The organism is Flavobacterium sp. 140616W15 (genome assembly GCF_003668995.1).
GTDB lineage: Bacteria > Bacteroidota > Bacteroidia > Flavobacteriales > Flavobacteriaceae > Flavobacterium.
Map to the genome: position 1 here is coordinate 3,154,112 of NZ_CP033068.1, position 15,255 is coordinate 3,169,366.

General features: G+C 32.2%; 15 protein-coding genes. 12 read left to right on the forward strand and 3 right to left on the reverse strand.

Annotated features, from left to right (window positions below; translation table 11 throughout):
* Window positions 1–5 precede the first annotated feature (5 nt).
* The 8 genes from EAG11_RS13690 to EAG11_RS13725 all read left to right on the forward strand — a co-directional run bounded on the left by EAG11_RS13690 (window position 6) and on the right by EAG11_RS13725 (window position 6,929).
* The gene (locus tag EAG11_RS13690; RefSeq protein ID WP_129539661.1) at window positions 6–683 is read left to right on the forward strand and encodes a DUF2461 domain-containing protein; all 678 of its coding nucleotides are present in this window, start codon (window positions 6–8) and stop codon (window positions 681–683) included.
* 72 nt (window positions 684–755) lie between these two features.
* Window positions 756–1,814: a glycosyltransferase gene (locus tag EAG11_RS13695; RefSeq protein WP_129539662.1), complete on the forward strand. Its 1,059-nt coding sequence runs from the start codon at window positions 756–758 to the stop codon at window positions 1,812–1,814.
* A 228-nt stretch (window positions 1,815–2,042) separates the two neighbouring features.
* Window positions 2,043–3,056: a UDP-N-acetylmuramate dehydrogenase gene (gene murB / locus EAG11_RS13700; RefSeq protein WP_129539663.1), complete on the forward strand. Its 1,014-nt coding sequence runs from the start codon at window positions 2,043–2,045 to the stop codon at window positions 3,054–3,056.
* Window positions 3,057–3,072: 16 nt separating this feature from the next.
* A complete protein-coding gene (locus EAG11_RS13705; protein WP_129539664.1) occupies window positions 3,073–3,687 on the forward strand; it encodes an FMN-binding negative transcriptional regulator in 615 nt (204 codons plus the stop codon).
* An 82-nt stretch (window positions 3,688–3,769) separates the two neighbouring features.
* On the forward strand, window positions 3,770–4,879 hold the full coding sequence (locus EAG11_RS13710; protein ID WP_129539665.1) for a glycosyltransferase: 1,110 nt from the start codon (window positions 3,770–3,772) through the stop codon (window positions 4,877–4,879).
* Window positions 4,870–5,421, forward strand: coding sequence for an RNA polymerase sigma factor (locus tag EAG11_RS13715; RefSeq protein ID WP_129539666.1), 552 nt, complete (start codon window positions 4,870–4,872; stop codon window positions 5,419–5,421). The genes EAG11_RS13710 and EAG11_RS13715 overlap by 10 nt, the downstream gene beginning before the upstream one ends.
* Before the next feature lie 153 nt (window positions 5,422–5,574).
* On the forward strand, window positions 5,575–6,396 hold the full coding sequence (locus EAG11_RS13720; protein WP_129539667.1) for an energy transducer TonB: 822 nt from the start codon (window positions 5,575–5,577) through the stop codon (window positions 6,394–6,396).
* A gap of 152 nt (window positions 6,397–6,548) precedes the next feature.
* A complete protein-coding gene (locus tag EAG11_RS13725) occupies window positions 6,549–6,929 on the forward strand; it encodes a PH domain-containing protein (RefSeq protein WP_129539668.1) in 381 nt (126 codons plus the stop codon).
* Window positions 6,930–6,980: 51 nt separating this feature from the next.
* Here the strand turns inward: EAG11_RS13725 and EAG11_RS13730 are convergent, their stop codons facing one another.
* A complete protein-coding gene (locus EAG11_RS13730; protein ID WP_129539669.1) occupies window positions 6,981–7,847 on the reverse strand; it encodes a M48 family metalloprotease in 867 nt (288 codons plus the stop codon).
* A gap of 275 nt (window positions 7,848–8,122) precedes the next feature.
* Between EAG11_RS13730 and lipA the strand changes: the two genes are divergently transcribed.
* Genes lipA through EAG11_RS13745 form a run of 3 tightly spaced genes read left to right on the forward strand, consistent with a single transcriptional unit; the run spans window position 8,123 to window position 12,228 of the window.
* Window positions 8,123–8,992, forward strand: coding sequence for a lipoyl synthase (gene lipA, locus EAG11_RS13735; RefSeq protein ID WP_129539670.1), 870 nt, complete (start codon window positions 8,123–8,125; stop codon window positions 8,990–8,992).
* A 28-nt stretch (window positions 8,993–9,020) separates the two neighbouring features.
* A complete protein-coding gene (gap, locus tag EAG11_RS13740) occupies window positions 9,021–10,124 on the forward strand; it encodes a type I glyceraldehyde-3-phosphate dehydrogenase (RefSeq protein WP_129539671.1) in 1,104 nt (367 codons plus the stop codon).
* Window positions 10,108–12,228, forward strand: a complete 2,121-nt coding sequence (locus EAG11_RS13745; protein WP_371414588.1) for an ATP-binding protein — start codon at window positions 10,108–10,110, stop codon at window positions 12,226–12,228. Before gap ends, EAG11_RS13745 begins: the two co-directional genes overlap by 17 nt.
* Here EAG11_RS13745 and EAG11_RS13750 read toward each other — a convergent pair.
* Together EAG11_RS13750 and lpxK are read right to left on the reverse strand one after the other, a co-directional pair.
* Window positions 12,225–13,037 carry a purine-nucleoside phosphorylase gene (locus EAG11_RS13750; RefSeq protein ID WP_129539673.1) on the reverse strand — a complete coding sequence of 271 codons (813 nt, stop codon included), beginning with the start codon at window positions 13,035–13,037 and terminating at the stop codon, window positions 12,225–12,227. The two genes, EAG11_RS13745 and EAG11_RS13750, sit on opposite strands and share 4 nt — an antisense overlap.
* Window positions 13,009–14,034 carry a tetraacyldisaccharide 4'-kinase gene (gene lpxK, locus EAG11_RS13755; protein ID WP_129539674.1) on the reverse strand — a complete coding sequence of 342 codons (1,026 nt, stop codon included), beginning with the start codon at window positions 14,032–14,034 and terminating at the stop codon, window positions 13,009–13,011. Before lpxK ends, EAG11_RS13750 begins: the two co-directional genes overlap by 29 nt.
* Window positions 14,035–14,160: 126 nt before the next feature.
* Between lpxK and EAG11_RS13760 the strand changes: the two genes are divergently transcribed.
* Window positions 14,161–15,255: a Nif3-like dinuclear metal center hexameric protein gene (locus EAG11_RS13760; RefSeq protein ID WP_129539675.1), complete on the forward strand. Its 1,095-nt coding sequence runs from the start codon at window positions 14,161–14,163 to the stop codon at window positions 15,253–15,255.

Here is a 15,255-nt window from a genome sequence, read left to right on the forward strand (position 1 = left end):
AAAATATGCTTACTAAAGAAAGTTTACAATTTTTAGATGATTTAAAAGTCAATAATAACAGAGATTGGTTTTTGGAAAACAAAAAACGTTATGAAATCTTCAAAAAAGATTACCATCAACTAGTTTCCGATTTTTTGGACGCAATGAAACCTATGGACGCTTCATTGGAGCTATTAGAAGTAAAAAATTGCACATTCAGAATTAACCGAGATATTCGTTTCTCTAAAGATAAATCACCATACAAAGCGCACCTAGGTGTTTGGCTCTCGACTGGAGTAAAAGGACAAAATCGTGCTGGATACTATGTTCACATCGAAAAAGGCGCTAGTTTTATAGCTGGTGGCTTATACTCCCCAGAAGCCGAAGACTTAAAAAAAGTACGCAAAGAAATCGCTTTCTTTCATGATGACTTAGAAGCAATTATTGCCGATAAGAAATTCAGCAAAGAATTCGAAAACTTAGATGTAACCGAAACCAATTCGCTAAAAAACCCACCGCGCGGATACGAAAAAGAGCATCCTGCAATTGACTTTTTAAAATTAAAAAGTTTTACTGCTACTCAAAAATACGATATCAAAGAAGTAACTCAAAAAGATTTTGTTACCAAAATGAGTCAAAAACTTATTGCATTAAAACCATTAAATGAATTCATCAATCGCGCTTTAACAACTGACGAATTTTAAAAAATAAGATCCATTTTTTGCCACAGATTAAAAAACCTTCTTAACTGTGGCAGAAAAAAGACAAATCACTGAATGAAAAAAAGAAAAATACTTTTTCTTGGCGAATCCTATCGAGCCGATGCCATTACATGGATGAGAGGCTTAAAAGAATTCGGTAATTTTGAAATTTGTACTTGGGAACTTAAAACCTCGAATAACACCAAATCCAACCGTCTCAAACGAATACTAGAATACATTTTTGCTCCATTCGCAATTAAAAAAATAATCCGATTAGAAAAACCAGACATGGTTATTGCCGAAAGAACGACCAGTTATGGTTTTCTTGCTGCAATATCAGGCGTCAATACTATTGTAATTGCACAACAAGGCCGAACCGATTTATGGCCTGAAGATTCAATATTACTACCCCTTAAAAAAATCATTCAGAAACACGCATTTAAAAAAGCACATTTAATACACGCTTGGGGTCCTGTAATGACAATCTCGATGAAAGCCATTGGTGTTGATATGAATAAGGTTTTAGTTATACCAAAAGGAATTGATTTATCTCTTTTTGAAGCTTCAGTCAACAATTCTACTAAAATAGAAGCAATTATCACTCGCTCCTTACAACCTGAATACAGACATGATTGCATTTTAAAAGCATTTGCCATTTTAGATAAAAAAGGCATTGATTTCAACTTAACAATTGTTGGCAACGGAAGCAGATTAGAACATCTAAAAAAACTAGCTACAAAATTAAACATTCAAAATAAAGTAATTTTTACTGGTCGAATTGCAAATACAGTACTACCTCAATTATTAAAACAAGCCAATTTTTATATTAGCATGCCTAGCACTGAAGGCGTTTCGGCCTCATTATTTGAAGCAATGGCCTGCAATTGCTACCCAGTTGTTTCAGATATTCCCGGAAACCAAAGCTGGATACAACATCGTGACAACGGACAATTGATACCAATTGATGATTACAACAAACTTGCTGATGCGCTTATCTGGTCATTTAAAAATCCTGATTTAAGAAACAAAGCAATAACACAAAATCAGAAATTTGTAGAAGAGAATGCAAACTACAAAATCAACATGAAAATTATTGCAGATAAATATCATGAATTACTGGATTTACGAAGCTAAATAAAACTAAGCGTAAAGAATGCAAAGTTTCACGCTAATTGGTTTATTTCGAAATAACTTTCCAAACTCTACGCTCTCTGTGGTAAAATCTCACAATTACATCAACCTCATTCTTTTTAATCTTTTAAGACTGAAGAAACTACTATATTTATTACAAAAATCGAGTCAGATAAATTATAATCCTTACTTTTGAACTCTCGATTAATTCTACAAAAAAGTTTCGCATTTATGGAAATTCTATCTCAATTTTCTTTAAAAAATCATAATACATTTGGCATTGAAGCTAAAGCAAAACAGTTTATTGCTGTACATTCAATTGATGAATTGAAAAAAGTATTGGAAGAAAACAAAAATCAGCCAAAATTTATTTTAGGAGGCGGAAGCAATATGCTTTTAACCAAAGATATCGATGCATTGGTAATTCATATTGATTTAAAAGGGAAAAAGATAGTTGATGAAAATGATGATTTTGTTTGGGTCGAAAGTCAGGCTGGAGAGACTTGGCACAATTTTGTTCTCTGGACAATCGAACAAGATTTTGGAGGACTAGAAAACATGTCGCTTATTCCTGGTAACGTAGGAACCACTCCTGTTCAAAACATTGGCGCTTACGGAACTGAAATAAAAGATACTTTTGTTTCTTGCCAAGCTATGAATATCGAAACTCAGGAAATAAGAACTTTTACTCATGCCGAATGTAATTTTGGATATCGCGAGAGTATTTTTAAACATGAAGTAAAAGACCAATATATCATTACATCTGTAACTTACAAACTAACAAAGCGCAATCATAAAATTAATACCTCTTATGGGGACATAACTGCCGAGTTAGCAAAAAACAACATTACAAACCCGAGTTTAAAAGATGTCAGCAATGCTGTAATTGCGATAAGACAAAGTAAATTACCAGACCCAAAAGAATTAGGAAATAGCGGTAGCTTCTTTAAGAACCCGATATTATTAAAATCAGATTTCGAAAAGATCCATCAAAAATTTCCAGAAATGAAATACTATGATATTTCAGAAACTGAAGTAAAAGTTCCTGCAGGCTGGCTTATCGAACAAGCTGGATTTAAAGGAAAACGTTTTGGAGACGCTGGGATTCATAAAAATCAAGCTTTAGTACTCGTTAATTACGGAAATGCAACTGGGCAAGAAATTCTAGCTATTTCGAAAGACATCCAAAAAACAGTATTTGAAAAATTTGGAATACACATAGAAGCAGAAGTTAATGTGATTTAAATTAAAAAAATATAAGATGCACACACCAAGTATTTTCAAAAACGAAGACCCTGAAGCAATTAGATCTTTCCTAAAAGAAAATAGTTTCGGAATACTAATCAATCAGACAAACGGAAAATTGTGGGCAACACATATTCCGATAGAGATAGAAACAAGAGAAAATGGAAAGGAAGTATTATGTGGTCATATTTCTAAATTAAACCCACAAGGCGAAGGATTTGTTCAAAATGATCAAGTTTTAGCTGTTTTTTCAGGAGCACATAGCTATATCTCCTCGTCATGGTATGACCATGAAAATGTACCAACTTGGAACTATAGCGCTGTACATATATACGGTCGGATAAAAATTTTAGACCACGAAGCAGCAATTGAATCGTTAAAAAAATTAGTAGACAAATATGAAGTTGGTTCTGAAAAACCGATTCGCATAGAAGATTTATCTGAAAAAACAATGCGCCAAGCACATGGAATAATTGCTTTTGAAATTGAAATAGATGAAATTGAGGCAACTAAAAAAATGTCTCAAAATCGAGACGATGTCAACTACAAAAACATAATCACAGCCTTAGAAAAAACAGAAAACCCTCAGTCTATTGCGGTTGCAAAAGAAATGTCAAAATGCCGAAAGTAATTACACTTTAAGGGTTGAAAATCGAGAATTGATAATTACATTTGCACTCGCAAGATTCAAAATCAAAAGACATTAAAATCAGATGCTTACAATTATTTTATACTTTTTTATTGCTATCGTTGTAATACAGCTTTCTTATTATTTGGGTGTATTTAGTAAATTTTCATTTGCTAAAACACAGAATATCACTACAAAGAGAATTCCTATTTCAGTTATTGTCTGCGCAAAAAACGAAGCAGAGAATGCCGTTAAATACATTCCGTTATTAATTGAACAAGATTACCCAGATTTCGAAATTGTACTAATAGATGATGCTTCAAGCGATGAAACATTAGAAATTTTTGAACTTTTCGAAAGTCAATACCCAAATCTTATCCGATTAGTTAAAGTAAAAAATAACGAAGCTTTTTGGGGAAATAAAAAATACGCCTTAACATTAGGAATAAAAGCTGCTAAAAAAGAATACTTATTATTTACTGATGCCGATTGTTATCCTACTTCTAAAAATTGGATTACCGCTATGAGCTCTCAATTTACAATGAACAAGACCATAGTCTTAGGATATGGCGCTTATGACAAAATTGAGAAATCATTCTTAAATAAGATTATTCGTTTTGAAACTTTACTAACGGCAATCCAGTATTTTTCATGGGCAAAAGTAGGACGCCCATACATGGGAGTTGGTCGTAATTTAGCCTATAAAAAAGAAGAATTTTTTAATGTAAATGGTTTTATCAGTCATATTCAAGTTCGCTCAGGAGATGATGACTTATTTATTAATCAAGCTGCTAATGGTAACAATACAACCATTGCTTACTCTCCAGAGAGCTTCACATATTCAAAACCAAAAGAAAAATATAAAGATTGGTTTATTCAAAAAAGAAGACATGTAGCTACTGCCGATTATTATAAAACTTTTGACAAAATACAATTGGGAATTTTTTATTTCTCTCAATTGCTATTCTTTGTATTAGCTATTATTTTATTGTCTTTCCAATTTCAATGGATTATTGTTTTAAGCTTATTTTTAGCGCGTTACATCGCAGTATGGCTAGTTGTAGGGTTTTCTGCTGGAAAATTAAAAGAAAATGATTTGAAGATTTGGTTTCCTATTGTAGAAATTGTACTTATATTCACTCAAATTAATATCTTTATAACTAATATTTTTTCAAAACCAGTACATTGGAAATAAATTCTAAAATAGAGAAAGCAAAAAATGGAGACCAAATCGCCTTCACTTTTTTGTTGGACCATTATTGGAATGAAGTGTATAGCTTCATGCTAAAACGTACCGAAAACGAAACCATTGCCGAAGATATTACTATCGAAACCTTCTCTAAAGCTTTTGATAAAATAAAAACTTATAATCCCGAATTTCAATTCAATACTTGGCTCATTGCAATTGCAAAGAATGTCCATATTGATTTATTACGTAAAAAGAAAGCCAATCTTTTTATAGAAATTACCGATCAAGAAAACCAACAAGCTTATAATATTGCCGACACTACTCCGTCGGTAGAGGATGAATTAATTACTGAACAAAATTTATCCCGATTATTACATTGCATCAAAGAATTAAAACCACATTACCAGGAAGTAATTCAGCTACGCTATTTTCAAGAAATGAGTTATCAAGAAATTGCACTCAAAATCAACGAACCTTTAAGCAATGTAAAAATAAAATTACTTCGTGCTAAAAAATTATTAGCAGAAGTAATTAAAAACAAAAGATAATTTACTATCTTTAATCAAAGGATAAAATATCCACACACTTATTCTTAAATAAACAAAAATCCCGCACACTAAAGTTCTTATTATTAACGTTAATTAGGTAAACTATTTTTGCTTATGATCTAAACTGCTACTTAACCTTTAAAACCATGAATTATGTCAACATCAAGCATCTACGAAAACAAATGGATTGACCTTGTATTCGAAAACAGAAACAAAGAGTATGGCGCGTATCAGTTACGACATGAGAGTTCTAGAAACTCCATTAAGGCTCTTTTCATGGGATTATTACTCATTACGGCTATTGCATCTACTGCAATGTTAATTAGTAAGCTGAATCACACTGACGTCTCTCCAGTTTTACCCGAGACTCCAGCAATAGAGCTAAAGCTAACTAACATTCCGTATGTGGTGACTGAGAAATCAGCAACAATGCCTGCAGTAAAATCGCAACCTACAGAAACCGTTATTGAAAAAAGCCAACTTGTTAACCCTACAATTGTAGAAGCAAGTCAAGCTACTCCTGAAATTGCTAAAAACACAGAGAATGCTGTGGTAGTAACACCAACTGAAGGAGGTACTGGAATATCAACTAATGTTTTAACAACTGGAGGAAACGGTAGTGGAACTGAAACTGTAAAAACACCTGGTAATGGCAACGAACTTGTAACAACTGGCTCTCTAGACAAGCTACCAGAATTTCCGGGAGGAATAAATAAATTCTACACCTATGTAGGAAATAATTTTAATCGCCCAGAATTAGACAGTGAAAGAACAGTTCGTATATATGTATCTTTTGTAATCGAAAGAGATGGAAGCATGACTGACATTCTTGTAAAAAATGATCCAGGATATGGATTAGGAAAAGAAGCTGTTAGAGTTTTAAAATCTTTAAGAACAAAGTGGAGTCCAGGAATGGTAGACTCTAAACCTGTTCGTACCGCATATAATCTGCCAATTACAATAAAGGCAGAATAAGTTTAAAAAAGCAGAACTTAGGTTCTGCTTTTTTATGTTTTAATGTTTCAAAAAAATAATTCTTACTCAATAATCCACAGCAAGTCTTTTATAAAAAAATGTATCTTTACTGAGTAAAATCACTTTTGAATCATCAAAGCAAACAATAAATTATGGGAATATTTTCAGCAATACTAGGTAATGCAGGATCAGTAAGTCAAGAAGATTTAGCTAAAAATTACGGTTTACTTTTAACCGACAATGAAGAAATCGAATTGGGTTTTAAACTTATCCGTGATACTTTTATTTTTACTACTAAACGATTAATTCTGGTTGACAAACAAGGATTAACTGGTAGCAAAACCGAATACAAGTCAATTTCATACAAAAGCATCACACGCTTTAGTGTAGAAACAGCAGGAACTTTTGACCTTGATGCCGAACTAAAAATATGGGTTTCTAGCGAATTAAATCCGAGTATCATAAAACAATTTAACAAATCAGTTAATGTTTATGAGGTTCAAAAAATATTAGCACACCACGTTTTAAAATAAAAAAAAGCAGAACCTAGGTTCTGCTTTTTTATGCTCTAAAAATAAATCTAATTATTTTTTAGTCGTTTTCTTAACTGGCTTTTTAGTAGTTGTTTTCTTTGCAACTGGTATTGTATTCACTATTTTTTGCTGCACATACGGCTTGTACAACCCGTCTTTTTCAGCTCTTTTTTTAGCATCTTCAGCTCTTTGTTTAGGATCTGGATGAGAACTCATCATTTTATCCAAGAAAGATCCTTCGGCACCTTCACTCATCTTTGCAAGAATTCTAAATGCAGATTCCTCAGCATTAACATTATAACCATTCTTTTTCAAGAAGTCGTATGAAAACAAATCTGCTTCTGACTCTTGTGTTCTACTATGTTTACTATCAATCATAGCACTTCCAATTTTCCCTAATTGGGTCTCAGTAAGCGCTGCAATTTTTCCTGATTGTGAAGACACAGCATCGATTAAAGCCTCTTTTTTATAAGCTGCTTTCATTCCATCTCTTGAATCATGATTCGCTACGTGACCAATCTCATGCCCAATAACCGCAAGCAATTCATTATCATCCATAATATCCATTAAACCTGAATACACACGAACACTACCATCTGCAGTTGCAAAAGCATTTACTTCCTTAAGCATATAAACCTTATAATTTAAAGTATATCCATTACCCGCGGTATGTTTTCCAAACAATCTATTTAACCGTATTGCATACCCATCCGTAGCAGGTGCAATTTGATTTTTGGCATCCATTTCTGCAACTGCTGCTTTTGATAACGCTGCAGCATCGGCATCACTAAATGTAAATCCTGCAACTCCTTTTTGAACAGCTCCTAGGGCTTTTTCCCCTAAATTTATTTGTGCATTAGCTTTTGTAAATCCAAAAGTTGCAAGTAATACAATCAATGCTATTGATTTTCTTTTCATCCTTTTAATGTTAAATTAACCATAACAAATATAATACAACTTTAAAATACTCATCTAATAAGAAACCAATTAATTTTAGAAGAAAAAAACATATAATTTCATAAGTAACAAGATTGTTTATTCCAGTTATCCTAAAAAAACTCGATTGATCTTAATTTCCTGATTCCTCCTAAAAACAAAATAAAACATGGTTTTTGCTATCATTTTACAAATTAAAGCATAAACAAATCTACAAATAAACAACATTCCGTATCTTTGTACTTTGAATATTGAATATGGAAAGCGTTATAGATAATAATTTACCTGTCGGAAAACCAAAATGGCTGAAGGTGAAACTCCCGATTGGACAAAAATATACCGAACTACGTGGTTTGGTAGACAAATATAGTTTAAATACAATTTGCACTTCTGGTAGTTGCCCTAATATGGGTGAATGCTGGGGAGAAGGAACTGCAACTTTTATGATTTTAGGTAACGTTTGTACACGTTCTTGTGGTTTTTGTGGTGTAAAAACCGGAAGACCTGAGACTGTAGATTGGGACGAACCAGAAAAAGTGGCACGCTCTATTAAAATCATGAACATCAAACACGCAGTTATTACAAGTGTAGATAGAGATGATTTAAAAGATGGTGGTTCGATTATTTGGATTGAAACTGTTAAGGCGATACGCCGTATGAATCCGAATACGACTTTAGAGACATTAATTCCTGATTTTCAAGGAATAGAAATAAATCTTGATCGAATTGTAGAAGCTAACCCTGAAGTTGTTTCACATAACGTAGAAACTGTTCGTCGATTAACTCGTGAAGTACGCATACAAGCCAAATACGACCGTAGCCTAGAAGTATTACGCTACTTAAAAGAAAAAGGAATCAATAGAACCAAGTCAGGAATTATGCTTGGCCTTGGGGAAACCGAAGAAGAAGTATTTCAGACCATGACTGATTTGCGTAATGCAAACGTAGATGTGGTAACAATTGGACAATATTTACAACCAAGTAAAAAGCATTTACCAGTAAAAGAATTTATCACTCCGGATCAATTTGCTAAATACGAAAAATTTGGACTAGAATTAGGATTTCGCCATGTAGAAAGTGGCCCATTAGTTCGTTCTTCTTATAGAGCTCAAAAACATATTCTTTAATTTCTAAATGTTGAATATTTCCTTTTAAATGAATAAAAAAACACGAATTGCTATTAACGGTTTCGGAAGAATTGGTCGAAACTTATTTCGATTACTTTTTAATCATCCCGAAATTGAAGTTGTTGCTATAAACGATATTGCTGATACTAAAACTATGGCGCACCTAATCAAATACGACAGTATTCATGGTGTATTACCCTATGTAGTAAGTAGTGACGAAAATGGAATAATCGTTGATGGAAGGCATTTTTTATTTTTCCACGAAAAGAACATCTCAAACTTAAGCTGGAAAGAATACGACATCGATTATGTCATAGAATCAACTGGAAAATATAAAACGCATGAAGAAATTAATGCGCATATTATTGCCGGAGCTAAAAAAGTAATTCTATCTGCTCCTTCTGAAGTAGACACTATTAAAACGGTAGTTTTAGGTGTAAACGAAGAAATATTAGATGGAACTGAAACAATAATATCAAATGCGAGTTGCACAACAAATAATGCAGCTCCTATGATAAAGATAATCGATGATCTTTGTGGTATCGAGCAAGCCTACATTACTACGATACATTCGTACACAACAGATCAGAGTCTGCACGATCAACCCCATAAAGATTTGCGCAGAGCTAGAGGTGCGAGCCAATCAATTGTTCCTACAACAACGGGCGCAGCTAAAGCATTAACAAAGATTTTCCCTAAATTGCAAAATAAAATTGGCGGTTGCGGTATTCGTGTTCCTGTTCCTGATGGATCATTAACCGATATTACATTTAATGTAAATCGTGCCGTTTCTATTGAAGAAATTAACGAAGCATTTAAGAATGCTGCTAAAACTAGTTTAAAAGGAATTTTAGATTATACCGAAGATCCTATTGTATCTGTTGATATTATCGGAAACCAAAATTCCTGTTTATTTGATGCGCAACTCACTTCTGTAATCGACAAAATGGTTAAAGTTGTAGGCTGGTATGACAATGAAATTGGCTATTCGTCAAGATTAATCGATTTAATATTGCTGACAAAAAAAAATAAACAAATTATAAAAAGTATTACAACACATGAAATATCTTTTTATTATAATCAGTTTTTTCAGTTCACTTTTGTATTCTCAATTAATGAAGAATACGGATAGTGCAGTATACTATAACCAACTGGCTAATTCTAATCTCAAAGACAACAAATACAGTCAGACGATTGCTCTTACCGAAAAATCTATTCTATTTTGTGAAACAAATCACAAAATAGAAAACCAAGCCAACCAGACCTTTAAGCTAGGCAAGATTTATTATAACCAGAAAAAATACAATGAGGCTTTAACTAACTTTAACAAAAGCCTTACTTTACTTAAAGACACCTCAACAGTAACCAAAGCACTTGCCCTTCATTATATCGGCATAACAAATACCGAAAAAGGCAACCATAATCTTGCTCAAGATTATTTTAAAAGGTCAGAATCTATTTTTAAACAACTAAACATTGTTGATTCGAGTCAAACACTAAATCTTCAAAAAGGGATTGCCTTAAAAGCCAACAAAGAATACGACTTGGCTATAGCAACATTTAAAAAAATAATCGAAGAACCGGATAGTAAGTCCATGTTAAGAACTAAAACAGATGCTTACTATCAACTTGGACTTATTCAAAAAGATCTAAAACAAAATAAAGCTGCCATATATTATCTGGACAAAGCACTAGAACTCACCTCAAAAAGCAATGACCTTAACCAAAAATCAATAATTTTATTAGCGTTAAGTCAGTTTTACAAAACACATCAAGACTACGATAGAGCTTACTCTTATTTAAATGAGCACTACCAAATTAAAAACTACATCTATAAATTAAAAAATTCAAAAGTTGACTTTGATGATTTTAAAAAATTCAAGGATAAAGAGATCATAAACACTGCAATTAAAAAAGAAAAAAAAGATCTTGAAGATAAAAAGGCATACAAATATTCAAAACTAATAAGTATTCTTGCTATTGCTTTAATTTCTATTTTATCACTTTTGAGTTTGTCTCTTTATAAAAACAATATTATTCGAAATCAGAATAACATCATTTTAAGAGAAAAAAACAATGAATTAATTATTGCAAAGAACAAAGCCGAAAAAGCATCAAAAGCAAGATCTGAATTTTTATCGACCGTTAGTCACGAACTACGAACGCCTCTTAATGCAATTAATGGAATTACTCATTTATTAATAGAAGATAATCCGAAAAAATCACAAAAAAAATACCTCGAATCATTAAAATTTTCAGGCAATTATTTAACTACATTCATCAATGAAATACTTGAAATAAACAAAATCGACTCTAACAAACTCGAGACAGAATCAATAAGTTTCAATCTAAAAGAATTACTAATAAACATACAAAGTTCATTAAAGGAATTAGCTACTGCTAATAAAAATTTTTTTAATCTAGACATTGACGAGAGTATTCCTGACAATCTAATTGGCGATCCAACTAAATTGTCTCAGATCATAATGAACCTAATTAATAACGCCTTAAAATTCACTGAAAACGGACGTGTAAATGTTATTATAAAACTACATTCATTAAAAGACGAAGAAGCAACTGTTTATTTTGAAATAGTTGATACTGGAATAGGTATTCCTGAAGACAAACTACAAACAGTTTTTGAAAGTTTTTCGCAAGGCTCAATAGAAGTCAATCGAAAATATGGAGGAACTGGCTTAGGACTTACAATTGTAAAAAAATTAACCAAAATGCTAGGTGGGGAAATCAACCTTAAAAGTGAAGTTGGCAAAGGCTCTACATTTACGTTTAAATTAAAATTCCAAATAGATAAAGAACCATTAGCAATTAAAGAAGAAACCAAATTGTATAACGACTACGAACTAAAAGGTAAAAATATTCTATTAATTGAAGATAATAGAATTAACCAAATGATTACTCGAAAAATGCTTGAAAATAAAGGCATTTCTTGTGAGGTAATCGACAATGGAGAGGAAGCTATAGAATTATTGAAAATCAAACGATTTGATATGATTTTAATGGATGTTCATTTACCAGGAATAAATGGAACTACTGCCACTAAGCACATACGCGAATTTGACAAAATCACACCAATCATTGCCTTAACAGCTATTTCACTCGATGAGAACAGGGAAATGTTATTGTCTTTCGGAATGAATGACGTAATAACAAAACCCTTTGTTCCTGATGAATTTTATACTATTATTGCTAGATGCTTTACTGCAAATATCAATTAATATTCTAAAATCAAGTTTTTTATCAAAGCCCTTACTTTAGGTTCCGCCATTTTTGCTGCCTCAAGAACTTCATCGTGTGAGATTGTATCTATGCTTTCTTCGTTCCCCATATCAGTAATTACTGAGATACCAAAAGTTTCTACATCCATATGGCGAGCAACGATAACTTCTGGTACGGTAGACATTCCTACACAGTCTGCCCCAAGAATCTTTACCATCTTATATTCAGCCAAAGTTTCAAAAGTCGGCCCTTGTAAACCAAAATATATTCCATCATGAATTTCTATATTCAATCTTGATGCAATTTCTTTGGTTTTAATAATCATTTTTCTAGAATAAGGCTCACTCATATTTACAAATCGAGGCCCAAAACGTTCATCATTTTTACCACGCAAAGGATGCTCTGGCGTAAAATTGATGTGATCTTTAATAATAACAATCGAACCTACTTTGTAAGCTGCATTTACTCCACCCGAAGCATTAGAAACCATTAATTTATTAACTCCTAAAAACTTCATTACACGAACAGGAAAAGTAACTTCTTCCATTGAGTATCCTTCATAAAAATGAAAACGACCTTGCATTGCAACCACTTTTTTATCTCCAATAGTTCCAAAAACCAAGGCTCCCTTGTGTCCTTGAACTGTTGATACTGGAAAATTAGGAATCTCATTATATGGTAATGTAAATTCTATTTCGATATCATTTGTAAAACCACCTAAACCTGAACCTAAAATCACACCATATTCTGGAGTAAATTGTGTTTTCGACTTTATATAACTAACTGTTTCTTGAACTTTTTCCCACATAATTTAAAATTGTTGTATCAAAATTATTTTGATAATTAATAAAAGTGCTTTTTATTGGCAAATAATACAATTGCGGCGCAATATTAGTGTCTTTTAAGCGAACATAATCCTTTTCGGTTGTAATAATTTTATGCGCTTTTGCTTTATTTGCAATCGTTGCAATATCTGTCTCTGTAAAATGATGATGATCAGGGAATGTAAGACATTCATCATTATCAGATTTTAAAAACTTAAAAAATGGTGTTGGCTTTGCAATTCCTGCCAAAAGTAACTTTTGACTGTTTTTAATATCTTCAACGGCTATTTTTTCTTTTTGAGAATAAATACAATCATCATAATCAATATAAGTAAAATAAAGTTGTTGTGAAGCTTTTAACTTTAATTTTCTACGGATATTTTCTTGTTCTGATTCCTCAAGATTAGCAGGACATTTGGTAACAATAACAATATTAGCTCGTTTAGCTCCGCTCCTGCTCTCTCTCAAATTACCTGTCGGTAACATCCAATCATCTGCATACAAATCGCCATATGAAGTTAGCAAAATATAAAATCCTGCTTTTACTTTTCGATGTTGAAACGCATCATCAAGCAAAATAATTTCTGGCTTTTTTGATTGTGAAAGTAATTGCTGAATTCCATTTGTTCGATTTGCATCTACAGCAACCTGAATATTCTTAAACTTTTGAAAAAACTGAAAAGGTTCATCTCCTAAAATAACAGCATTAGAATTCTCATCGGCAAGAACAAAACCTTCAGATTGTCGCTTATAACCACGACTGAGAGTTGCAACCTTATATTTGTCTGATAATAATCGAATTAAATATTCAATTTGAGGTGTTTTCCCTGTTCCTCCTACGCTTAGATTTCCAACTGCAATAATTGGTATATCAAATGAAGTTGATTTTAAAACTCCTTTGTCAAAAAGAAAATTCCGAATAGAAGTAATGATTCCGTATAAAACAGCAAATGGAAAAAGTATTTTTCGAAGTAAATTCATAATACGAAAGTAATTTTTTTATTTCAAAGTTGATTTGTTTATTCGTTAATTTGTTGTTCAGAAATTGGATTGGGTTATTTCATAATTACAAAATTGTAACAATCTAATCATCTAAAAAATCTAAAAATGAAAATACAAGAAATACTTTCTGTACTTGAAGAAATGGCTCCTTTGGGATATGCCGAAGATTTTGACAATGTTGGTTTGTTAGTAGGAAATGCTTCTACAGAAGCTACAGGAGTTTTGGTTTGTCATGATGCTCTCGAAAATGTAATAGACGAAGCAATTAACAAAAACTGCAATCTTGTAGTTTGCTTTCATCCTATTTTATTTTCTGGCATCAAAAAGATAACTGGTAAAAACTATGTAGAACGTGCTATTCTTAAAGCAATTAAAAATGACGTTGCTATTTATGCTGTACATACGGCATTGGATAATCATTCACAAGGTGTAAACAAAATATTCTGTGATGCTTTAGGTTTGACAAATACGAAAGTCCTGATTCCGAAACAGCAATACATTCAGAAATTAATAACCTATACTGTTCCTGATAATTCTGAAAAAGTTCGCAATGCTTTGTTTGAAGCTGGGGCTGGTAAAATTGGCAATTACGATAATTGTAGTTTTAATACGGAAGGTTTTTTCACTTTTAAAGGAAACGAAAATAGCAATCCTGTTATTGGCGAAAAGGAAAAATTACACACTGGAAACGAAATAAAAATTGAAGTTGTTTTTGAAAAACATTTACAATCAAAGGTTTTAAAAGCTCTTTTCAACACTCATATTTATGAAGAAGTAGCTTATGAAATTTACGATTTGCAAAACGCTCATCAAAACATAGGTTTGGGTATGATTGGAGAATTTGAAACTCCGATGAGTGAAACTGACTTTTTGCCTTTTGTAAAAGAAAAAATGATAGCTGATGGCATTAGACATTCTGCTTATATTGGAAAGAAAATTCATAAAGTTGCTGTCCTTGGTGGATCTGGGAGCTTCGCTATAAAAAATGCAATTCAGGCTGGAGCTGATGCTTTTTTGACAGCTGATTTAAAATACCATCAGTTTTACGAAGCCGAAAATCGATTACTATTAGCCGATATTGGACATTTTGAAAGCGAACGCTATACAAAAAATTATATTGTTGATTATCTTCGGAAAAAAATCCTTAATTTTGCAATCATTTTATCAGAAGAAAATACAAATCCAGTTAAGTACTTATAG

Excerpts from the sequence above, each read along its gene's own strand:
- EAG11_RS13690 (WP_129539661.1), top strand. The coding sequence starts at position 6 with ATGCTTACTAAAGAAAGTTTACAATTTTTAGATGATTTAAAAGTCAAT.
- EAG11_RS13695 (WP_129539662.1), top strand. The coding sequence starts at position 756 with ATGAAAAAAAGAAAAATACTTTTTCTTGGCGAATCCTATCGAGCCGAT.
- murB (WP_129539663.1), top strand. The coding sequence starts at position 2,043 with ATGGAAATTCTATCTCAATTTTCTTTAAAAAATCATAATACATTTGGC.
- EAG11_RS13705 (WP_129539664.1), top strand. The coding sequence starts at position 3,073 with ATGCACACACCAAGTATTTTCAAAAACGAAGACCCTGAAGCAATTAGA.
- EAG11_RS13710 (WP_129539665.1), top strand. The coding sequence starts at position 3,770 with ATGCTTACAATTATTTTATACTTTTTTATTGCTATCGTTGTAATACAG.
- EAG11_RS13720 (WP_129539667.1), top strand. The coding sequence starts at position 5,575 with ATGTCAACATCAAGCATCTACGAAAACAAATGGATTGACCTTGTATTC.
- EAG11_RS13725 (WP_129539668.1), top strand. The coding sequence starts at position 6,549 with ATGGGAATATTTTCAGCAATACTAGGTAATGCAGGATCAGTAAGTCAA.
- EAG11_RS13730 (WP_129539669.1), bottom strand. The coding sequence starts at position 7,847 with ATGAAAAGAAAATCAATAGCATTGATTGTATTACTTGCAACTTTTGGA.
- lipA (WP_129539670.1), top strand. The coding sequence starts at position 8,123 with ATGGAAAGCGTTATAGATAATAATTTACCTGTCGGAAAACCAAAATGG.
- gap (WP_129539671.1), top strand. The coding sequence starts at position 9,021 with ATGAATAAAAAAACACGAATTGCTATTAACGGTTTCGGAAGAATTGGT.
- EAG11_RS13745 (WP_371414588.1), top strand. The coding sequence starts at position 10,108 with ATGAAGAATACGGATAGTGCAGTATACTATAACCAACTGGCTAATTCT.
- EAG11_RS13750 (WP_129539673.1), bottom strand. The coding sequence starts at position 13,037 with ATGTGGGAAAAAGTTCAAGAAACAGTTAGTTATATAAAGTCGAAAACA.
- lpxK (WP_129539674.1), bottom strand. The coding sequence starts at position 14,034 with ATGAATTTACTTCGAAAAATACTTTTTCCATTTGCTGTTTTATACGGA.
- EAG11_RS13760 (WP_129539675.1), top strand. The coding sequence starts at position 14,161 with ATGAAAATACAAGAAATACTTTCTGTACTTGAAGAAATGGCTCCTTTG.